Source organism: Roseburia zhanii, from assembly GCF_014287635.1.
GTDB classification, from domain to species: Bacteria; Bacillota; Clostridia; order Lachnospirales; family Lachnospiraceae; genus Roseburia_B; species Roseburia_B zhanii.
In genome coordinates, this window is sequence record NZ_JACOPH010000014.1 from 66,425 (window position 1) to 84,588 (window position 18,164).

Genomic DNA, 18,164 nt, shown 5'->3' on the forward strand with positions numbered 1-18,164 from the left:
TTCCAACCGGGGCGAAAGCTCCGGTGTTACATAGCCGTCAGCATATCTGGCGGCTTAATTTGATTGGAGGGATAGGATGACAGTTGAACAGTTGGACAAAATATCGGCACAGAGATTAGAAGATGTTGATATTGATACATTGGTGGAAGTAAACAGCATAAAGTACGCTGACGGAATGCCTGTGGAAAAGAAGGTTGCGGGAATGATTGCAAAGACAGGTAATCCGTATTTCCGCAGATCAGGAAAGAGCAAGATTAAGATTTCATTTTCTGATAACGGGGAAAGCCTGAAAGACAATTATATTGCTATGCTTGCCAATGTATAGAGCAGTCAGCCAAAATTAGGGGTGGAAATTCAGATGGATTTGTGATATCATTACAGACAAATAAGGACATCTAACCCGAAAGGGTATCAATTTCATATTTATGTTTCCATTCCTCTTGATTTGGGACTTCTAACTTAGAAAATCGAAGGAGTGGTGGACATGAACAATTCTAAAAGAATTTACAGAGCAGCCATCTATGTTAGATTATCTAAGGAAGATGGCGATCTTGATGATGTGAGAAAAGCTGAAAGTAACAGTATCTCAAATCAGAAATCCCTGATACTTAATTATTTAAAAGACAAAGAAGATATTGAAATAGTATCAATCCGTGAGGATGACGGCTATTCAGGGGCAACTTTTGACCGTCCGGCATTTAAACTTATGATGCAGGATGTGAAAGACGGTATTATAGACTGTATCGTTGTAAAAGATCTTTCGAGGTTTGCAAGAGAGTATATCGACGCAGGGCGATACATTGAGCGGATGTTTCCGGCAATGGGGATACGATTTATAGCAATCAATGATGCCTATGACAGTGCAGATACACAGGCACAGGGAAACGAGATAATCATTCCGTTTAAGAATCTTATCAATGACGCTTATTGCAGGGATATTTCCATAAAAATCCGAAGCCACCTTGAAACAAAGAGACAGAACGGAGAATTTGTAGGAAATTACTGTGTCTATGGCTACAAGAAATCTGAGATTGACCATAATGTGATTGTCCCGGACGAATATGCAGGTCATGTGGTACAGGATATTTTCCGCTGGATAAAGAATGGAATGAGCCTTGATGCCATAAGCGATAAGCTGAATGCTCTTGGTATCCTGTCACCTATGGCATACAAACTCAGCAATGGCGAAAATTATAAGACAGCATTTCAGAAGAAAGACGAGCTGCTGTGGACTCCTGTTGCGGTAAGGCGTATCGCAACGAATATTATTTACACAGGAACGCTTGTACAGGGAAAAATCACAACACCAAACCATAAGGTTAAAACAAAGATATTAAAGCCACAGGAGAAATGGGCAGTATGCCACAACAATCACGAGGCACTGGTATCTTTAAGGACTTTCCAGATCGTACAGCGTCTGTTGTCGGTGGATATGAGAATGGCACCAGGAAAAGATTCTATTTATCTTTTATCCGGAATAGCAGTATGTGCCGACTGTGGGGCACTTATGACACGAAAGGTGTCTACAGTAAATGGAAAAAAGTATGTTTACTATATGTGTTCCAATAACAAGAAGAATAAGAAGTGCAGCTCCCATAGGATAAAAGAGGCAGACTTGGAAAGCCGTGTATTTGATACCTTGAGGGATATGACAGCAATACTTCTGGATGCGGATGAGGTAATAAAGGAAGCTGGCAATAGTGCCAATTTCAGAATAGACCAGAAAAAGACAAAAGAGAGGATCAGTGCAAAAGAGAAAGAGATAACCAAATACAACCAGATGCTTGTTTCGCTTTATGAGGATTACCGAGATGGAATCGTTGATAAATCAGATTTTGCGATTATCAAGGAGAGTTTTGAGGTAAAAAGAGCAGAGGCGGAAAAGGCAATCGACAGGTTGCAGAAGGAAGCGGAAAACATTGCTGCCGGGATTGAAAGGGATACCGAGTGGCTGGAAGAACACAGGAAATGGAAAACAATGCCTTCTCTTACCCGTAATGTGGTAGTAAGCCTTATACAGTCTGTAAAGGTATATGAGGGCGGTGATATAGAAATCGTACTGGACTGTGACGATGAATACAGAAAAATCGTTGCAAGAGCCGGGGAGCTGGAAAGACAGCATGATGCGGAAAGGCTGGTGGTTTAAATGGCAAGGAAGTCAAGAACACAGCCGAAACAATCACCGGATACACTGAATGTATTATCCAAAGTGTATAAAACTGCCATATATGTGAGATTGTCTGCGGAAAAAGAGGAAACCAGAGACAGAAAAACCTTAATCAATCAGAGAAATCTCATTAAAAACTTTGTAGACCAGCAGTTGGATATGGAAATCTATGACATCTATATGGACGATGAATTTTCCGGTACAACATTCGACAGACCTCAGTTTGAGCGTATGATGTCAGATATGAGGGCAGGAAGGATTAACTGTATTGTCGTAAAGGATTTGTCCCGCTTGGGTAGAGATTACATTGAAACGGGCAATCTGGTAGAGCGTGTATTCCCGATGATGAATATCCGCTTTGTAGCGATTACGGATAATTATGATTCCTCAAAGAAAGACGCAGACCTTATGGTTGCGGTCACGAATATAGCCAATGATCTGTATGCTAAGGATATTTCAAAGAAAATATCTTCCAGTAAGCAGGAAGCGATGGAAAAAGGTATTCCGACTGGAAATGTGGCTTATGGCTATAAGGTAGTCTTTAATGAAAATAAAGTCAAGGTAATGGTTGAGGATAAGGAAGCCGCAGATGTTGTAAGGTGGATTTTTAATGAGGCAGAAAAAGGTACACTGCATTCTGTGATAGCGGCAGAACTGAATGCGAAGCATATCCTTACACCTGCCCAGTACAAAGTAAGGCATAATATAGAGAAACTTGAAAAGCTGCGTGGAGTTAAGTGGACTGTTGATACATTGTCACAGATTTTAAAGAATGAAGTCTATATTGGAAGATATGTGACAGGTAAAGACAGGGTATGCCTGTACAGACACGAAAAGAGGCATACTACCAATAAAGATGAGTGGTATGTTTTTGAAAAACATCATATTGCACTTATTGCAAAGGAACAGTTCTATGCGGTACAGAAGAATAAAAGAAAGGTAATAAAGCCAGCAAAAAAGCAGACAGTGAATATGCTGAAAGGCAAAATCACCTGCGGATGTTGTGGAAGCAGTATCCATATCCACCCAGAGAAACACGCAAAGGTTTATATGTGTACGCATAGAAAAAGATATGGAAAGGATAGTTGTAACTGCCTGCCTGTAAAGGTAGACGATGTATATGCAGCGGTGCTTGCCGTTATAAAAGAGCAGATACAGGTCTTTGTTGACCGGGAAATGATATTAAAGGCACACCACAATGACAGCAGGGTAATCAGACAGGAACAGGTATATACGGAAGCCGTGAATAAGTGTGTCAAGGAAATGGACAGGCTTATGGAATTAAAGAGCGGCTTGTATGCAGATTACACAGAAGAACTGCTTGATGAAAAGGAATACCTGCAACTGAACAGGGAGTATTCGCAGCGTATTGAGAAATTGAAGATACAGGCTGATGAATACAGGCAGGCGGCAAGTCAGTATGAAAGTGCTGAAAAGACCGTTGCCCAGTTAAAAGCTGAAATGCTCCGTTTTAAAGGAAAACGCAAGTTGACGCAGGAAATGGTCGATTTGTTTGTTGCACAGGTACGCATATACGAAAACAAGAATCTTGAGATCGTTCTGAACTATGAAGATGAACTGAAAAAATTCGCAGAACTGAATATGGAAAGAGAGGCAGGATAATGGCTGAGAAAAGAAAATTAGCCTTTTATATCCGTCTCTCGGATGCGGATGAGGAGGTAAAAGCAGGAACAAAAGACGAAAGTAACAGTATTACAGGACAGAGAAAACTTTTGTATGCGTACATCAAAAAGACAGAGGAATTTGCAGGCTTTGAGGTACTAGAATATTTTGATGACGGATATTCGGGAACAATGTTCAATAACAGGGCAGAATTCCAAAGGCTCATACAGGACGCAGAGCTTGGAAGATTTGAATGTATCATAGTAAAAGACTTTTCACGATTTGGAAGGGATTACCTTGAAGTAGGCAACTATCTGGAGTTTGTATTCCCTGCAATGGGAATGAGGTTTATTTCTGTCAACGATAATTATGACAGTGACAGAAACTTTGGTGTTACCGGAGGAATGGATGTAGCTTATAAGAATCTGATTTACCAGCTTTACAGTATGGATTTATCAAGAAAGGTAAAGAGTGCCAGAAGGACAAGAAATCTGAGCGGCGAATACACGGCATCATTTGTCTGCTATGGATACAAGAAAGATCCAGACGATAAGCATAAGCTGATAATCGATGAAGAAGCTGCAAAGGTTGTTGTGGAGATATTTTCACTGATCATTGCAGGATATAATGCAAGTGAGGTTGCCCGCATATTAAATGAGAGAAAAATCCCGACAAGAGTTCAAAACCAGTGGAAGAATGGAATCAATTATGTTCCGGTTCATAATAAAGGGGATTATATGTGGGATAATTCAGAAGTTATAGCGATTGTCCAGAATGAGCAGTACAAAGGAATAATGATCCAGAATAAATGTGAAACTGTTGGTTTTGGAGATAATAAGAAGGTTCGCAAACGAAATAAAGAGGACTGGTCTGTTGTAGAAGGTGCAATACCAAGAATAGTAAGCGATGAAATGTTTGATGAAGTCAATAAAATGCTACGGGTTGAAGCCAGAGGGATTGAAAAGAGTACAAAGAAACGTAAGAAAAATCTTTTTATCTGTCCCTATTGTGGGAGAAAGCTGATGAATTCCAGTGCAGTATGTACACCGAAGCTCCTCTGTCCAAAACGCAGGATGGTAAGGACTGGCGAATGTCAGCAGATTTTTATGCTGAAGTCAGAAGCACAGGACAAGGTGCTGGAAATCACAAAGGAAATCTGTAGAACACTTATACAGGAAGAAGAACTTAAAAAGGCATCAAAGGATAAAAGGAAGGTGACAAGCGATGAGTATTTGATTAGTGAGCTTAAAGCGGAGTATGACAGAATATCAAACAGCACAGTTTCTTGTTATCAGTCATACAGAGAGGGAAAGTACACAAAAGAAGAATATGTGCAGCTAAGAAAAACAAACCAAGAGCTGTTAGCTGATCTGGAGAATCAGATATCAGATTTGCAGGAGAAAGTTGCAAATCAGGAACCAGACTCAGAGGAGAAGATAGAACAGCTAACCCAGTATAGTATGCTGGAGCAGTATGACGGAGATGTACTTTCAAACATAATTGATAAGGTGCTCATTTACAACGACAAAGATATAGAAGTTGTGTTTAAGGGTGAGAACTTTATCCGAAATGCAGTGTAGTAAACAAAATGAGTAATATAGAAAGCCAGTAGTGAAAAAGCTGCTGGCTTCTTCTATGGGTAATAACGAAAAGGTTAATAGTAATAAACTATTCTGTACTTTAAAAATCAGTAAGGGTTTGATAGAATATGTACAGAAAAAAATAAAATTTTTTTTGTCCCAGTCTTGACAGATGCAGGCACTCCTGGAGGGTGTGCCGGATGCTTCATTAGTTTAGAAAAAGTAAATAAAGACTTGACGTTTAAATCTTACACGCGTAAGATATAGGGTGATATCAATTTCAAATTTTAAAAAGGAATGGAGGAAGGCACATGAAGATACAGAGAAAAATATGGAACTATATATTGATATTTGTACTTGGTATGATGGGCATGATTACAATTATCTTCTTTTTAGTTGAGAAATTGCTGGGGGACGGGAGATGTTATATACCGCAGAGTGCAATTATGATTGCTTTGATGTTATGCGTGTTTTGGCAGGTAGCATTGATAACAGTGGCATGTCTGTTAGGAAGGCGGATTAAAAAGATTTTTCATGGTGTAGTCAAAATGATGATGACGATAGTAACCGTTTCCGGTACTCTTTGTCTTGTTTTGTTTCTCGCATGGAATTGGTTGATATATAGTTTTAAGTTTGATGAAAAAGTAGAGCAATATGATGAACATATCGCTTTATATGTGAATAATACATTTGTAAGAACCAGATTTAGATATCCGCATTATATGTATGAAGAAAACTGGTTAATCATGAGAACGTTAAGTGATGATGAATTGCAGGAGGCAGTTTTGAAATATGGTGATCCAGATGATTATTATAATTAACATAGGAAATTTGATGGAATTTATAGATTCAAATTTTTGAAATACAATGGGAAAAATTTTTAAATTGAAATCTTACAACTGTAAGAAAAGGAGATGCTATGACGAAAAAAAGGAAAAAGAAAAAAAGCAGGATATACATTATATGGCTCATGAATTTATGTTTGACTATAGCTGTGATTGCATTTTTTGTATGGCATGAAAGTGTACCTGATGTATCACCGGAGAATGCTTTAAAAACATACATGGCGCATATTTTAAATCGGGAGTATGAACAAATGTATGAAATGATTGATGCAGGAACATCCGGGAATATCAGCAAGGAAGATTTTGTAAAACGTAATTCTGCTATTTATGAGGGAATTGGTGTAGATAATATGAAAGTTCATATCACATCTTATGATAAAGAACAAAAAGAGATCTGTTATGAAACATCTATGGATACTGTTGCAGGAAATGTAACTTTTGAAAATAAGGCATCATTTATACTGGAAAAAGGCAAATATAAGCTGATATGGAATGATTCTTTGATATTTCCAGAGCTGGATTCCACAGATAAGGTAAAAGTGTCTACAACAAGTGCTAAAAGAGGGCAGATTATAGACCGAAATGGTCACATGCTTGCAGGCGAGGGAGTGGCTTCTTCTATAGGCGTAGTTCCCGGAAAATTAGAGAATAAGAATGATGCTATCAGTCAGTTGGCAGAATTATTGGAAATGAAAACAGAAGATATAGAAAAAAAATTAGCAGCAAAATGGGTAAAAGATGATTCATTTGTACCATTAAAAACAGCTCCAAAGGTGAATGAATTAAAACTGATGTCGATTGAGCCAGATCAGGAAACATTGGCAGAGAAAGACAGACAGGAGAAATTATTAGAGATTCCAGGTGTGAAAATTTCAGATATCACTGTAAGGGAATACCCACTGGGGGAGGCTGCTGCACATTTAGTAGGATATGTTCAAAACGTTACAGCAGAAGATTTAGAAGAACACGCAGGGGAGGGATATACATCGAACAGTGTGATTGGAAAAAGTGGAATGGAAGGGTTATTTGAAAAAGAATTAAAGGGACAGAATGGGTGTGCTATTTCTATTGTTGATTCAAACGGCAATAAGAAAAAAATCATAGTAAGCACGATTGTAGAAAATGGAAAAGATATAAAACTAACGATAGATTCGAATTTGCAAAAAGAATTATATGAACAATTTAAAGATGATAAGAGCTGTTCAGTTGCTATCAATCAGTATACGGGAGAAGTATTGGCTTTAGTCAGTACACCTTCATATGATAACAACGATTTTATTAGGGGCATGTCAAGTGAAAAGTGGAATGCGCTGAATGAAGATGAGAACAAACCTATGTATAATCGTTTTCGACAGGTCTGGTGTCCGGGCTCTACGTTTAAACCAATCATAGCTGCTATTGGATTAACAACGGGGGCGATTGATCCTAACGAGGATTATGGAAATGAAGGTTTGAGCTGGCAGAAAGATTCATCATGGGGGTCATATCATGTAACGACGCTTCATGCCTATGAGCCGGTTATTTTAAAAAATGCTTTGATATATTCAGACAATATTTATTTTGCCAAGGCGGCATTAAAAATTGGTGAAAGAGATATGGAAAGTTCATTAACAAAATTGGGATTCAATGAAGAACTTCCGTTTGATATTAAAGTGGCGAAATCGCAGTTTTCTAACACAGATAAAATTGAGAAAGAGATACAGTTGGCTGATAGTGGGTATGGACAAGGTCAGATTCTTGTAAATCCTTTGCATATGGCTTGTATATATTCTGCATTTTGCAATGAAGGAAATATGATAAAACCATATCTTACATATAAGGAAGATGCGATACCGAACGTTTGGATCACAGCGGCATTTACAAAGGATGCAGCACAGATGGTTTTGGAGGATACAAAAGAAGTCATAAACAATCCTCATGGTACTGGCTATGCAGCATGCAGAACGGATATTACATTGGCTGGAAAAACAGGAACTGCAGAAATCAAAGCGTCAAAAGAAGATACAACAGGAACGGAATTGGGATGGTTTTCTGTTTTTACAACGGATGAAAATATGGATCGTCCTATTATGATTATTAGTATGGTAGAAGATGTAAAGGGAAGAGGTGGAAGTGGTTATGTTGTCAAAAAAGATAGTCAGGTTCTTGAAAAGTGGTTGTCTGATAATTAGTATAGGATTTTTGATGGAAATTTCGGGATGTAAAGGGAATACAGAAGAACCAGTAGCTTCTGAATCTGTTGAAATTGTCGATGAGAGAAAAATAGATGACAATTTTATAAACATTCCGATAGATATTTATGTGGAAGCTGCAAAAAACAATGAACTAACGGATATGGAAACCGTATGTAAAGTCATAAAAAGATTCGGGGAATGTGGATATGCAGCGGTTGATTGTGAAAATCGAGTTGATATGACACAAATGCAAAGTGTGATGGATTTTTGTGATTCGGTAGAGAACCAGAAAGAAGCAGAAGTGACAATTATCCAAGTGAGTAGTTTGGGAGGATTTTCAGTCTATCATTTACAGACAGAAAATGGAGTGGTTCATGTGAAAAGATGTTACTACGGATATAAAGATGGAATTATGAAAAGTGAAGATGAGGGTGAATATCAAACCGATTATTGGAGATATACCGATGATGGATATCTGATGTTTTCTGGAACTTATTTTTCAGAAGAATTGTATGTATTAACATTAAGTTCTGCAGAAGAGCATGTAGCATTTCGTATACTGCCATTGGATGCAAAGTGTCGGGAATTAAATGAAAAATATCTTTTGCCAATAGGATATGAGTTAAATAATATGTTTTTAGTGGATTGGAATGAGGATGATTTTGGTGATTTGAATTTCTATGACATGTTTGATTTGTTGTATCCAAAGTTGCATAATGAAAAATTTCCATATGTAGCAGATGATAACTTAGGCATAGGTGCAGTTTATCATATTCCTAAAACAGAGTTTGAAAATGTAATTATGGAATATTTTAATATCGACAGTGAAACACTGCAATCCAAAACAGTCTATGATTCGGAGGATTCCACATATGAATACAAGCCGAGGGGTTTTGAAGAAGTAGAGTACCCGGAATACCCATATTCAGAAGTAATCGGGTATACGGAGAACAGTGATGGAACAATTACACTTACTGCTAATGTGGTATTTCCATATTCGGGAAATTCCAAAGTATATGCTCACGAGGTTGTGATTCGTCCTTTGGAGGATGGCAGAGTACAATATGTATCCAATCGGATCATACCTTCCGAGGATAATAGTGAGGAAACATGGCACACACCCCGTTTGACAGCAGAGGAATGGGAAGAACTGTATGGAGGCGAATGATGGAAGATGTAAATTGGCTGTTGAAGAAATGGGGATTTCCGATTTTGATGTTGCTTATTGCGGTAATAGCAGGAGTGCTTTGTTGTGGAAAGCAGCACACGGAAGAACAGAAGGCGGCAGAAGAAGTGTGGGAGCCTCCGGTGGAAATCAAAGACAGTGAAACGATAACGGAAGAAGAAAGTGATACGGAAACTTCTATAGATTCAGCATATTGGCTTATTCCGCAAGCCAGTGATTGTCTTATTTCTGATGAGGAAAAGCAGCATCTACAAAGTACAGTTTTGTCGGCAGCAGAATCGGTTAAAGAAATCTATAAAAATGTGATAATTAAAGATGCTGCGAATTATTCCTCCGGTGTTAGTGAATTTACAAGCGAACAACGGAAAACGGTTGTGGAGCAGTTAGGAGCGGCCGGTTTGGTAAGTGTTGAAGAAGATACTAATATGCAGAACCCTGAAAAGATAGAAATGTTTTACTCAGATTATCTGAATGGGAAGGATTCAATGGTTACCATATTCGAAGTGCAGCGGGATGGACTGATTGGAGCATTTACTTTTATCTATCGGAAAGGTGAGTTACAGACCTATTACATAGGAATCCGGTGGAAAGAAGGCGGTATACCGGAGATACAGGGAACTTCGGTAAGTAATGTGACAGAAATTAAACTTACAGAAAAAGGGTATTTTATCTACGCATTTGAATATGTGATTGCACATGCAAGTTTGAGACAGTATTGGAGAATAGAGCCGCTTCCGGAAGACTGCCGGAAATTGACGCAAGAATACATATCAGGACTAAGCTATGTGAATTATAATGTGCTTGTCACAAACTGGGACAGAAGTAATGTAGAGGATATTCTTATGCCTTGTATGTATGAAGATATCTATCGGATTTATACTGGAGAAAATTTGAAAACAGAAAATTGGAAAATTCCAGCAGAAGAATATGAGAGGATAATGACTACCTATTTTCCGGTATCTGTAGAACAGTTGCGAGAACATTGTGGATATGATAAAGACAGCAACAGCTATGAATATGAGATGATTTATGCCAGCCCGTATCCACCTTTTGGAGAAGTAGTAGATTATACGGAAAATGCGGATGGAACGCTCACACTTATCGTAGATGGTGTATGGCCGGATTATAATTCTGACCTCGCTTTTAGAAATACGGTTGTAGTTCAGCCGTTTGAAGACGGAACTTTTAGGTATCTTTCTAATTCTATAGAGCAAATAGAATTGGAATTGCCGCCAATAGCAAAATCACAGCAAAGGTGATTTCGAAGGAAAGGATAATTTTATGGTATTAAAGAAAATGAATATTTTACTGATTACGGCATTTCTGATTGGGTGTTGTGTGTGTGCCTGTGGGAAGGAAGATAGTATTACAAGCGAAACTCTTGAGAAAGATACAGAAGAGGTATCTTCCACAGAGGAAACAAAAAGTGCAGAGGAAGAGGCTACAGAACAGTGGGAAAAGGGCTACAATCTTCCCGTGGACGAACAGGAAGCGGTGGAAGCTGAAAATGACTGTATAGAAATGATGGAACGTATTTCTGACATTTATGGAGATGCAGATAAAGGAGCAGCTTCTAATGTTGTTTTGGAAGATGAAACAATTTTTAAAATGCAGAAGAAAATAATGGAAACAGGATGTCCGGTTGCTACATTGGTTTTGTATTCTAATATGGGAAATTATGAAAATGTAGATAAATTTCTCAATGAATGCATGGATGGGAAAAGCGGCGCTGTAGTAATTTATGAGATATATGATGATGGTGGCGTAGGAAGAATGAAATTTATTTTCGATGGAACAGATATGTACATCGTAAGTACAAGAGGCGTTTGGAATGATAATAATACACCAGGAACATCATACATTTCTTACACCAGAATCAAAGAGTGGAAATATACGGGTAAAGGGTGGTTTTGTTATGAACTATGTGTACCAGAGTATCCGGAAGTAACTGAGATGGTGGATGGGAGCTGTCTGATCAGAGTAAAGCCAATGACAGAGGAACAGCGTGAAATGTCTGAAAAATGCGTGCGTGGTCTGGGATATCAGGGAAATAACCTCTTATGTTCCAATTGGGATACAGAGCATATGGAAGAACTGGATTATAATGGGATATATGAATATCTGTATGCAATGAAATACCAGGAAAAGTTTAATTCTGAGAATTACCCAAATGGAATACCAAAAGAGGAATTTGAAAATTTAATTATGGAGTATCTTCCGGTGACGGCAGAGCAGATACGGGAATATGCGGTGTTTGATGAGGAAAACCAGACTTACGCTTGGGTGCGTCTTGGTTGCCTTAATTATGCACCAACGTTCTTTGGTACTTCTTTGCCGGAAGTAATTGATATAAGAGAAAATGGAGATGGAACAATTACACTAACCGTTGATGCAGTTTGTGATATGGTTATATGTGATGATGCAGTTATAACTCATGAACTTACGATAAGGTTTGCAGAGGATGGCAGCTTTCAGTATTTGGGGAATGAAATCCTAAATGACGGAATTATGCAGATACCCGATTACCAATACCGAATTAAAAATTGATTTGACAATAGAAGTGTTTTGTACTAATCTTACATATGTAAGAGATGGGAGGACACATGAAGAAATAAAGGACAGAGGTTATTATATTGTATTTTAAGGGAAGGATGGAGTAAAAATGATTATAAAGTCTATTATGACCGATGAAGATAGAAAAGCATTAGAGTATATGCTTTCGTTAGAATATGCTATGCCATATCAATTACTTAAGACAAAAAATAATAGAAGGAAAATTATTTATATAATGACACCAGTATTATTTTTGTTATCAATCGGCTGCTATTTTGTAAAGAGTTATCCGATGTTTTATGTGGAAATGGGGATTTCTATTATTGCATTGATTTGGATTATTTGGTTTCAATCTAAGGGAAAAAAATTTGAAAATAATGTCCATGAATTTGTATGGAATAAATCAAGATATAACAAAGTGGAAATTGATGTTCAGGGAATAAAATTAGAAGATAAAAAGATCTGTGAACTTAAAGAAATAGATAGAGTCTTTTTGTACAAAGGTTTTTTCTTTCTCATAACGAATGAAAAAAAGTTACTTGTACTAAAAACAGTAGGTGTAGAGACAGAAGAACTTATTAAGATTATTAAAGAAGCTGATATCTTATTTGAAAAAAGAGAAGAACCATTTAATATTTATGAATATTGCAAAAAGTAGTAGTTAAAAAAGAAAAAACAATTAATAAGATAATGGAAAAAAACGAGTAAAAGTTAATTCTACAGTTAACCTTTACTCGTTTTTGTTATTTCTGTGATACCCAGATATTCATGTCTGACAAGATAGACATGGTTATTTCAGTTGCGTTGCCTCCGGTAGCATCTCTATCGGCTCCAATATTTGTGGCAAAAAAGTATGTATTATCTTCCGTTTCGACAAAGCCAACAAACCATCCATTAATATCCTGACCATTTACACGGCCAGTTCCGGTCTTTCCGTAGAATGTTCCGGCATCGGAAGCTGAAAGGCAGATGGCATCTTTTACTGCATTGATATTTTCAGGGGCGAAGCCGAAACTGTTATTCTGTAGCTTGGTTAAAAGTTCGACCTGTTCTATTGGAGATATTTCCAAGGAGGATTCCATCCAATAAGAGGAGAAATCGCCACTCATGTTTTCGTTACCATATCCGATTTCTTGAACATAGCTGTAAACGTCAGAGGCTCCAAGCTGTTCATCTACTGTTTGAAAATACCAATTCACAGAGGATGTCATCGCAGACTGTAAGGTCTGATCAGCGTTCCATGCTTCAAACGGATAGCTTTCTCCATTCCATGCAATAAAGGAATCTTCTGGTGTAATGACACCTTCTTCCAATCCAAATAAAGCATCATATATCTTGTAAGTGGAATCCGGCGCAACTCGTAGCGTAGCATGTTCTATATCATGTATGCTCCAGGCATCATTTCCCAGATCGTATAAAACAAAGCTTCCTTCGTATTTTCCAAAGTATTTAGAAAAATCTACATATGAAATATTTTCTGAGGAAGATTTCCATTGGTAGTGACTTTCGTCCGCTGCATATGTAGAAATAAAAGGTGTAAGTCCCATTATTAGAACTGTGGTCAGTATAAAAGCAGTCATGCCTTTTAACTTCTTGTAAAACGTTGGTTTCTCATAAGAAGCGATGTTGATAATGCGACGCTTTATTTGTTTCATGTTTCCGCTAAGGCTGGCAGCAAACGGAAAAGGAGAAATGGAGACCTTTTCTATAAAGTTAATCAGCGTATTTCCATAATTCTCATAATCGTCTTCTTCCAGCATTTTTAGAACAGAAGTGTCACAGGCAACTTCTCTGTCATTACGCATTTCTCTTAGCGCAAACCAGACAAAGGGGTTAAACCAATAAAGCACTCCGGCAAAGTTCATAAGATAATTGGCAATGGCATCCTTATGTCTGTAGTGTTGCAGTTCATGCAATAGCATATATCTCATATCAGATTCATGATAATCTGAGATTAAATGAATTGGCAGATAAATACATGGCTTCAAAAATCCTACGATAATAGGTGATTTCAAAAAAGCGGTACTGTACACAGGAATATTCCTTGTTATTTTCATCTCATTCAAGCATTTGTTATACAGTCTGCGAACCTCTGGGTTCTGAAGGGGGAGCGCAGATCTCTTTATTATGCGTAAACGAAGAGAAGATTTGATTACCAATATCATCATCGCAAGCATTCCCACAATCCATATACCTAATAAAATATATCCGGTAACGGATGGCGTGTCTTTATTTACAGAAAGGGCAAAGTCATTCATCCAATTTGTAGTACCAGATAAACCGGTATCCATAACATTATTTGCACCAACATCGGCATGAGAAGCGGAAGAGTTTCTTACGCTACTGAGCCATGAGAAAATTTGCGGAAAACTAATTAGACGGAAGGGGATAAAAGGCACTGCTAAAAGTCCGAGTAACAGCAACCATAGATTATACTGCATCCGGCTGGACAAGTTGTTTCTGAATACCCATTTGGCTATCAAAAGAATTCCAACGATACCGCTGATAAATACATTGCATAATAAAAAGCGTATCATGAAATTAGCCATGTTAATCGCCTCCTTTTTTGGAACTCTTGGAAAGAAGGGAGCGAAGTGTTTCAATTTCTGTTTCAGACAGTTTATCGTTTTCTATGTATGCAGATAGCATAGAGGTAATGTCACCATTATAGTAGCGATTCAAGAAAGAATTACTTTCTTGACTAATATATTCACACTCTTTTACTAACGGTGTGTAAACAAAAACACGACTTTGTTTTTCATAAGTGAGAACACCCTTGGTCACAAGACGCTTAATGAGCGTTTGGATAGTTTTGGGACTCCAGTTTGTTGTTTGTAGTAATTTTTCTGTTATTTCATTGGTGTTAATGGGGGCATATTTCCATACAATTTTCATAACTTCAAATTCTGCTTCCGAAATTTGTGGTAAATTCTTCATGTAAATCACTCCTTAAATCTTACGCCTGTAATAAAAATAGTATATTCTGTATTTGTTGAAATGTCAATTTTGGAAAAATAGTTGACTGTAAATCTTACTTATGTAATAATTGAACTATTACATAAGTAAGATTTGAGGAGGTGGAAAGTTATGGGGAAAATGTTGCTGTTGTCATTTGAAAATAGTGAAGATGATGTTATTAGCGAGATATTAAGCATATTAGAAAATAAGCAAATGAAAATATGTGAAAATAAGAACATAAAAAAATGCTTAGAATTTCAGGGATTAACAATAAATGCTGAAAGACGGTTGGCGGTAAAAGGAAACAAAGAAATAGAATTTACTTTTACGGAATTTGAAATTCTTTTACTGTTAGCGCAAAATGCTGGAATGGTATTTAGCAAGGAGAAAATATATAATATTGTTTGGAAAGAGCCATATTTTGGTGATTATAATATTGTCATGAGCCATATCCGCAACCTGCGTGGAAAAATAGAAGATAATCCAAGTAAACCGATTTACATACAGACTGTATGGGGAGTAGGGTATCGCTTCAATAAAAATTTAAGCAGTGGTCTGTAAGTTATAGTCCAGATCACTGCTTATTTTTCTTTTTTAACACCCAAGAGATATTCACAAGATACATGAAAAAATTCTGCCAGAGCCACTACTTCATAATCCGGTACAAAGCGTGTCCCTTGTTCAATGCGTAATACAGTCAAATCACTAAATTCATATCCGGCAAGCTGGAGTTGTTCAGCTAATGCTTTTTGTGATATGTGCTTTTCGGTTCGTAATTCTTTTACACGTTGTCCAATAAGGTTTTTGGAATTTTTTTCTTTATTCCAGTAAATCTTCATTCAAATACCAACTTTCTAAAGATGAAGTGCTACATGATTGATTTTACGGAATAATGTTGATAATATACTTCTAAAGATGAAGTATAAGAAAATAAATTTATTTGATGTAATCTTGGGATTGATAATACTGACTGCAAAATGCAATACTTATATTGAAAGGTGGATACAAAATGAACGAAGTATTTGAAACAGTAGCAGAGGTATTGGAGGAACTTAGAAGCGAAGCAGAAGAACGAGAGTATTCTGTTCACACAAACGAATCGGAAAATGCAGATAAAGCATTGAAAAAGGCGAATCGGGAATATGAAACGGTGTTGGCTGAGCTTTGTGCAGAGCACAGAGAATTTTTCGAAAATTATATGGATATAGTGGATCACGCTCATTTTCAAGAAGAACAAAGAGCCTACTATCAGGGGATGGTAGATGTAATGCAGATATTTGACGGACTGGGGATTTTAAAGGAAAGAAACAAAGTGAAAGAAGTGCTTATGCATATCAAAGAATAGTTCAAACAGGGTGGATGGCTTACCGGGAAGCTGACCACCCTGTTTTTCTTCAGAATAATTCAGAAATAATCCAGAAAAAATCGAAATCTTTCTGCTATTCTGTCTCATGGGTTTTATATGTACGAAGATAGGCTTCCACAAGTGCAAGAATAGTGGTGATCTGATCGTTTGTACATTCTGAAAGATAAACCAGCAGCCTTTGGTAATCCAGATTATCGGTTGGAGCTGCCGGATAAAAAAACGGATCAGCAGAGATATGTAAAGCACGAATGAGTTGTCCGAGTTTTTCAAGACTTGGAACATTGCCATGATTTTCAATCTCTTTGATATATCTTGATGAGACACCGGATTTTTCGGATAACTCATCATAAGTCAGCTTTTGGTCTAATCTGGCTTTCTTCAGGCGAAAACCCATGTCTTTATCAATTTTCTTAGATTTAGCCATATCATGCACCTCCGTATATAGTGTATAGTTCACGATTTGAAAAAGAAATGAACTAATAAAGCACTAAAACAGAGGGATATAGCACACTTTAATGAAATAAGAAACTTTGGATATTGCATATAAAAAAACGCAATGTTCAAAGGTTTTTTCACATGCTTTTTATCCTTTGAATGTGTTTGGGAGAGTTATGTATTCTGAACCGTTGAAAGGATATTTTTGTATTTGGAAAATAGTGTCCTGTTTAGTGCGTGAAAGGGCAGGTAAATAGGTTGCATTTTAAGTAATGCGGCAGATGCTACAGTTGAAAGTGCATTATACGCACTCGTAGAGTGTGGAGAAAATTTAATATCAGATATGAACAGCGTCCTGTGGGTGTGTGCCTGCGAGGACGTTTTTTGTATACAGAAAAATTTCTATAAAAATTTTTCAATCCACCCGAACATCTCCCCGGTTTCATTTGGGAGATACACCGGAAGGGAAAAAAGGCAAATGCCTTGTCATTCGGAACGGGAGGAGGTGAACTCGTATGGGGCAACCTTCCTCTAAGGATGAAATGACTGTCAGGCATCAGTTTGACCGTTTGTGCCAGATGGCATTAAAAGGTGAAGCTGTCAATTATTACAAGCACATGGACTATCGCAGAAAACACGAAGTCACATTCTCTGAACTGTCAGAAAAGGAGTTGAGCAAACTATTTACTATGGATGAGTACGGAACAGAAAATCATCATTTTGAAGTGCATGGCTATGATATTGAAGTAAAAAATACTTTGATTGCGGAAGCATTAAAAGAACTTACGGAAAGAAAAAGGAATGTTATTTTACTTTCCTATTTCATGGAGATGAGCGATGCAGATATTGCAAGAGAAATGAATCTGGTTCGCAGTACCATTCATGAACACAGAACACGCTCACTGGAAATTTTGAGAAAGATTATGGAAGGAATAGCAGATGAAAAAGATGTCTAAAACCAGAAACAAAGAAAATTTGTTGCCTTTCCATATTATAAAGGCAGCATCAGAGGGCGATGTGAGTGCAATCAATGCCGTGTTAAAACATTATGAAGGGTACATAATCAAATTGTCCACAAGAAAGTTGTATGACGAAAGTGGACAGGTACACTACTGCATTGATGAAACTCTGCGTCGCAGATTAGAAACAAAGCTGATTACAAAGATATTGGCTTTTGAAGTTGCATAACAGGCGGTTAGCATTGTCCCTTTCCATTCGCTGATTGCTGCGTATGCACCCTGTACCTTGACAACTGAATATTTTTTGCATACAGGACG

At 37.4% G+C, this 18,164-nt stretch carries 18 protein-coding genes; 14 read left to right on the top strand and 4 right to left on the bottom strand.

Going from position 1 to position 18,164, the window contains the following annotated elements:
- The first annotated feature begins 76 nt into the window (after positions 1-76).
- The 10 genes from H8S17_RS13175 (at position 77) to H8S17_RS13220 (ending at position 12,786) form a co-directional block, all read left to right on the top strand.
- Positions 77-325, top strand: a complete 249-nt coding sequence (locus H8S17_RS13175) for a DUF6870 family protein (RefSeq protein WP_005602804.1) — start codon at positions 77-79, stop codon at positions 323-325.
- Between the two features lie 159 nt (positions 326-484).
- Entirely contained in the window at positions 485-2,146 is a 1,662-nt protein-coding gene (locus H8S17_RS13180) for a recombinase family protein (RefSeq protein ID WP_186867614.1), read from the top strand.
- Positions 2,147-3,790 (top strand): recombinase family protein, encoded by a 1,644-nt coding sequence (locus tag H8S17_RS13185; protein WP_186867615.1) that lies wholly within the window; start codon positions 2,147-2,149, stop codon positions 3,788-3,790.
- Positions 3,790-5,370 (top strand): recombinase family protein, encoded by a 1,581-nt coding sequence (locus H8S17_RS13190; protein WP_186867616.1) that lies wholly within the window; start codon positions 3,790-3,792, stop codon positions 5,368-5,370. Before H8S17_RS13185 ends, H8S17_RS13190 begins: the two co-directional genes overlap by 1 nt.
- 311 nt (positions 5,371-5,681) lie before the next feature.
- Positions 5,682-6,191, top strand: a complete 510-nt coding sequence (locus H8S17_RS13195; protein WP_186867617.1) for a hypothetical protein — start codon at positions 5,682-5,684, stop codon at positions 6,189-6,191.
- Positions 6,192-6,289: 98 nt separating this feature from the next.
- Positions 6,290-8,386 carry a penicillin-binding transpeptidase domain-containing protein gene (locus H8S17_RS13200; RefSeq protein ID WP_186867618.1) on the top strand — a complete coding sequence of 699 codons (2,097 nt, stop codon included), beginning with the start codon at positions 6,290-6,292 and terminating at the stop codon, positions 8,384-8,386.
- Positions 8,387-8,399: 13 nt separating this feature from the next.
- Complete coding sequence (locus H8S17_RS13205) at positions 8,400-9,557, top strand: DUF6070 family protein (RefSeq protein WP_243238086.1); 1,158 nt, start codon at positions 8,400-8,402, stop codon at positions 9,555-9,557.
- Positions 9,557-10,834 carry a DUF6070 family protein gene (locus H8S17_RS13210; protein WP_186867619.1) on the top strand — a complete coding sequence of 426 codons (1,278 nt, stop codon included), beginning with the start codon at positions 9,557-9,559 and terminating at the stop codon, positions 10,832-10,834. The genes H8S17_RS13205 and H8S17_RS13210 overlap by 1 nt, the downstream gene beginning before the upstream one ends.
- Positions 10,835-10,856: 22 nt before the next feature.
- A complete protein-coding gene (locus H8S17_RS13215; RefSeq protein ID WP_186867620.1) occupies positions 10,857-12,122 on the top strand; it encodes a DUF6070 family protein in 1,266 nt (421 codons plus the stop codon).
- A gap of 115 nt (positions 12,123-12,237) precedes the next feature.
- Positions 12,238-12,786: a hypothetical protein gene (locus H8S17_RS13220; RefSeq protein WP_117482133.1), complete on the top strand. Its 549-nt coding sequence runs from the start codon at positions 12,238-12,240 to the stop codon at positions 12,784-12,786.
- An 85-nt stretch (positions 12,787-12,871) separates the two neighbouring features.
- Here the strand turns inward: H8S17_RS13220 and H8S17_RS13225 are convergent, their stop codons facing one another.
- Positions 12,872-14,677, bottom strand: a complete 1,806-nt coding sequence (locus tag H8S17_RS13225) for a BlaR1 family beta-lactam sensor/signal transducer (RefSeq protein ID WP_117482131.1) — start codon at positions 14,675-14,677, stop codon at positions 12,872-12,874.
- Position 14,678: 1 nt separating this feature from the next.
- A complete protein-coding gene (locus H8S17_RS13230; RefSeq protein ID WP_002593577.1) occupies positions 14,679-15,065 on the bottom strand; it encodes a BlaI/MecI/CopY family transcriptional regulator in 387 nt (128 codons plus the stop codon).
- A 150-nt stretch (positions 15,066-15,215) separates the two neighbouring features.
- Here H8S17_RS13230 and H8S17_RS13235 point away from each other — a divergent pair, with 150 nt between their 5' ends.
- Positions 15,216-15,647 (top strand): winged helix-turn-helix domain-containing protein, encoded by a 432-nt coding sequence (locus tag H8S17_RS13235; protein ID WP_002593578.1) that lies wholly within the window; start codon positions 15,216-15,218, stop codon positions 15,645-15,647.
- Positions 15,648-15,667: 20 nt separating this feature from the next.
- Here the strand turns inward: H8S17_RS13235 and H8S17_RS13240 are convergent, their stop codons facing one another.
- Positions 15,668-15,925, bottom strand: a complete 258-nt coding sequence (locus H8S17_RS13240; RefSeq protein ID WP_038292320.1) for a helix-turn-helix domain-containing protein — start codon at positions 15,923-15,925, stop codon at positions 15,668-15,670.
- 170 nt (positions 15,926-16,095) lie between these two features.
- On the opposite strand from H8S17_RS13240, the gene H8S17_RS13245 reads away from it, so the two are divergent.
- Positions 16,096-16,431, top strand: coding sequence for a hypothetical protein (locus H8S17_RS13245; RefSeq protein ID WP_186867621.1), 336 nt, complete (start codon positions 16,096-16,098; stop codon positions 16,429-16,431).
- A gap of 94 nt (positions 16,432-16,525) precedes the next feature.
- On the opposite strand, the gene H8S17_RS13250 is transcribed toward H8S17_RS13245, so the two are convergent.
- Positions 16,526-16,876, bottom strand: a complete 351-nt coding sequence (locus tag H8S17_RS13250; RefSeq protein WP_002593580.1) for a helix-turn-helix domain-containing protein — start codon at positions 16,874-16,876, stop codon at positions 16,526-16,528.
- Between the two features lie 526 nt (positions 16,877-17,402).
- On the opposite strand from H8S17_RS13250, the gene H8S17_RS13255 reads away from it, so the two are divergent.
- Together H8S17_RS13255 and H8S17_RS13260 are read left to right on the top strand one after the other, a co-directional pair.
- Positions 17,403-17,843, top strand: a complete 441-nt coding sequence (locus tag H8S17_RS13255; RefSeq protein ID WP_186867622.1) for a sigma-70 family RNA polymerase sigma factor — start codon at positions 17,403-17,405, stop codon at positions 17,841-17,843.
- Complete coding sequence (locus H8S17_RS13260; RefSeq protein ID WP_117831456.1) at positions 17,827-18,075, top strand: helix-turn-helix domain-containing protein; 249 nt, start codon at positions 17,827-17,829, stop codon at positions 18,073-18,075. Before H8S17_RS13255 ends, H8S17_RS13260 begins: the two co-directional genes overlap by 17 nt.
- The last annotated feature ends 89 nt before the right edge of the window (positions 18,076-18,164 follow it).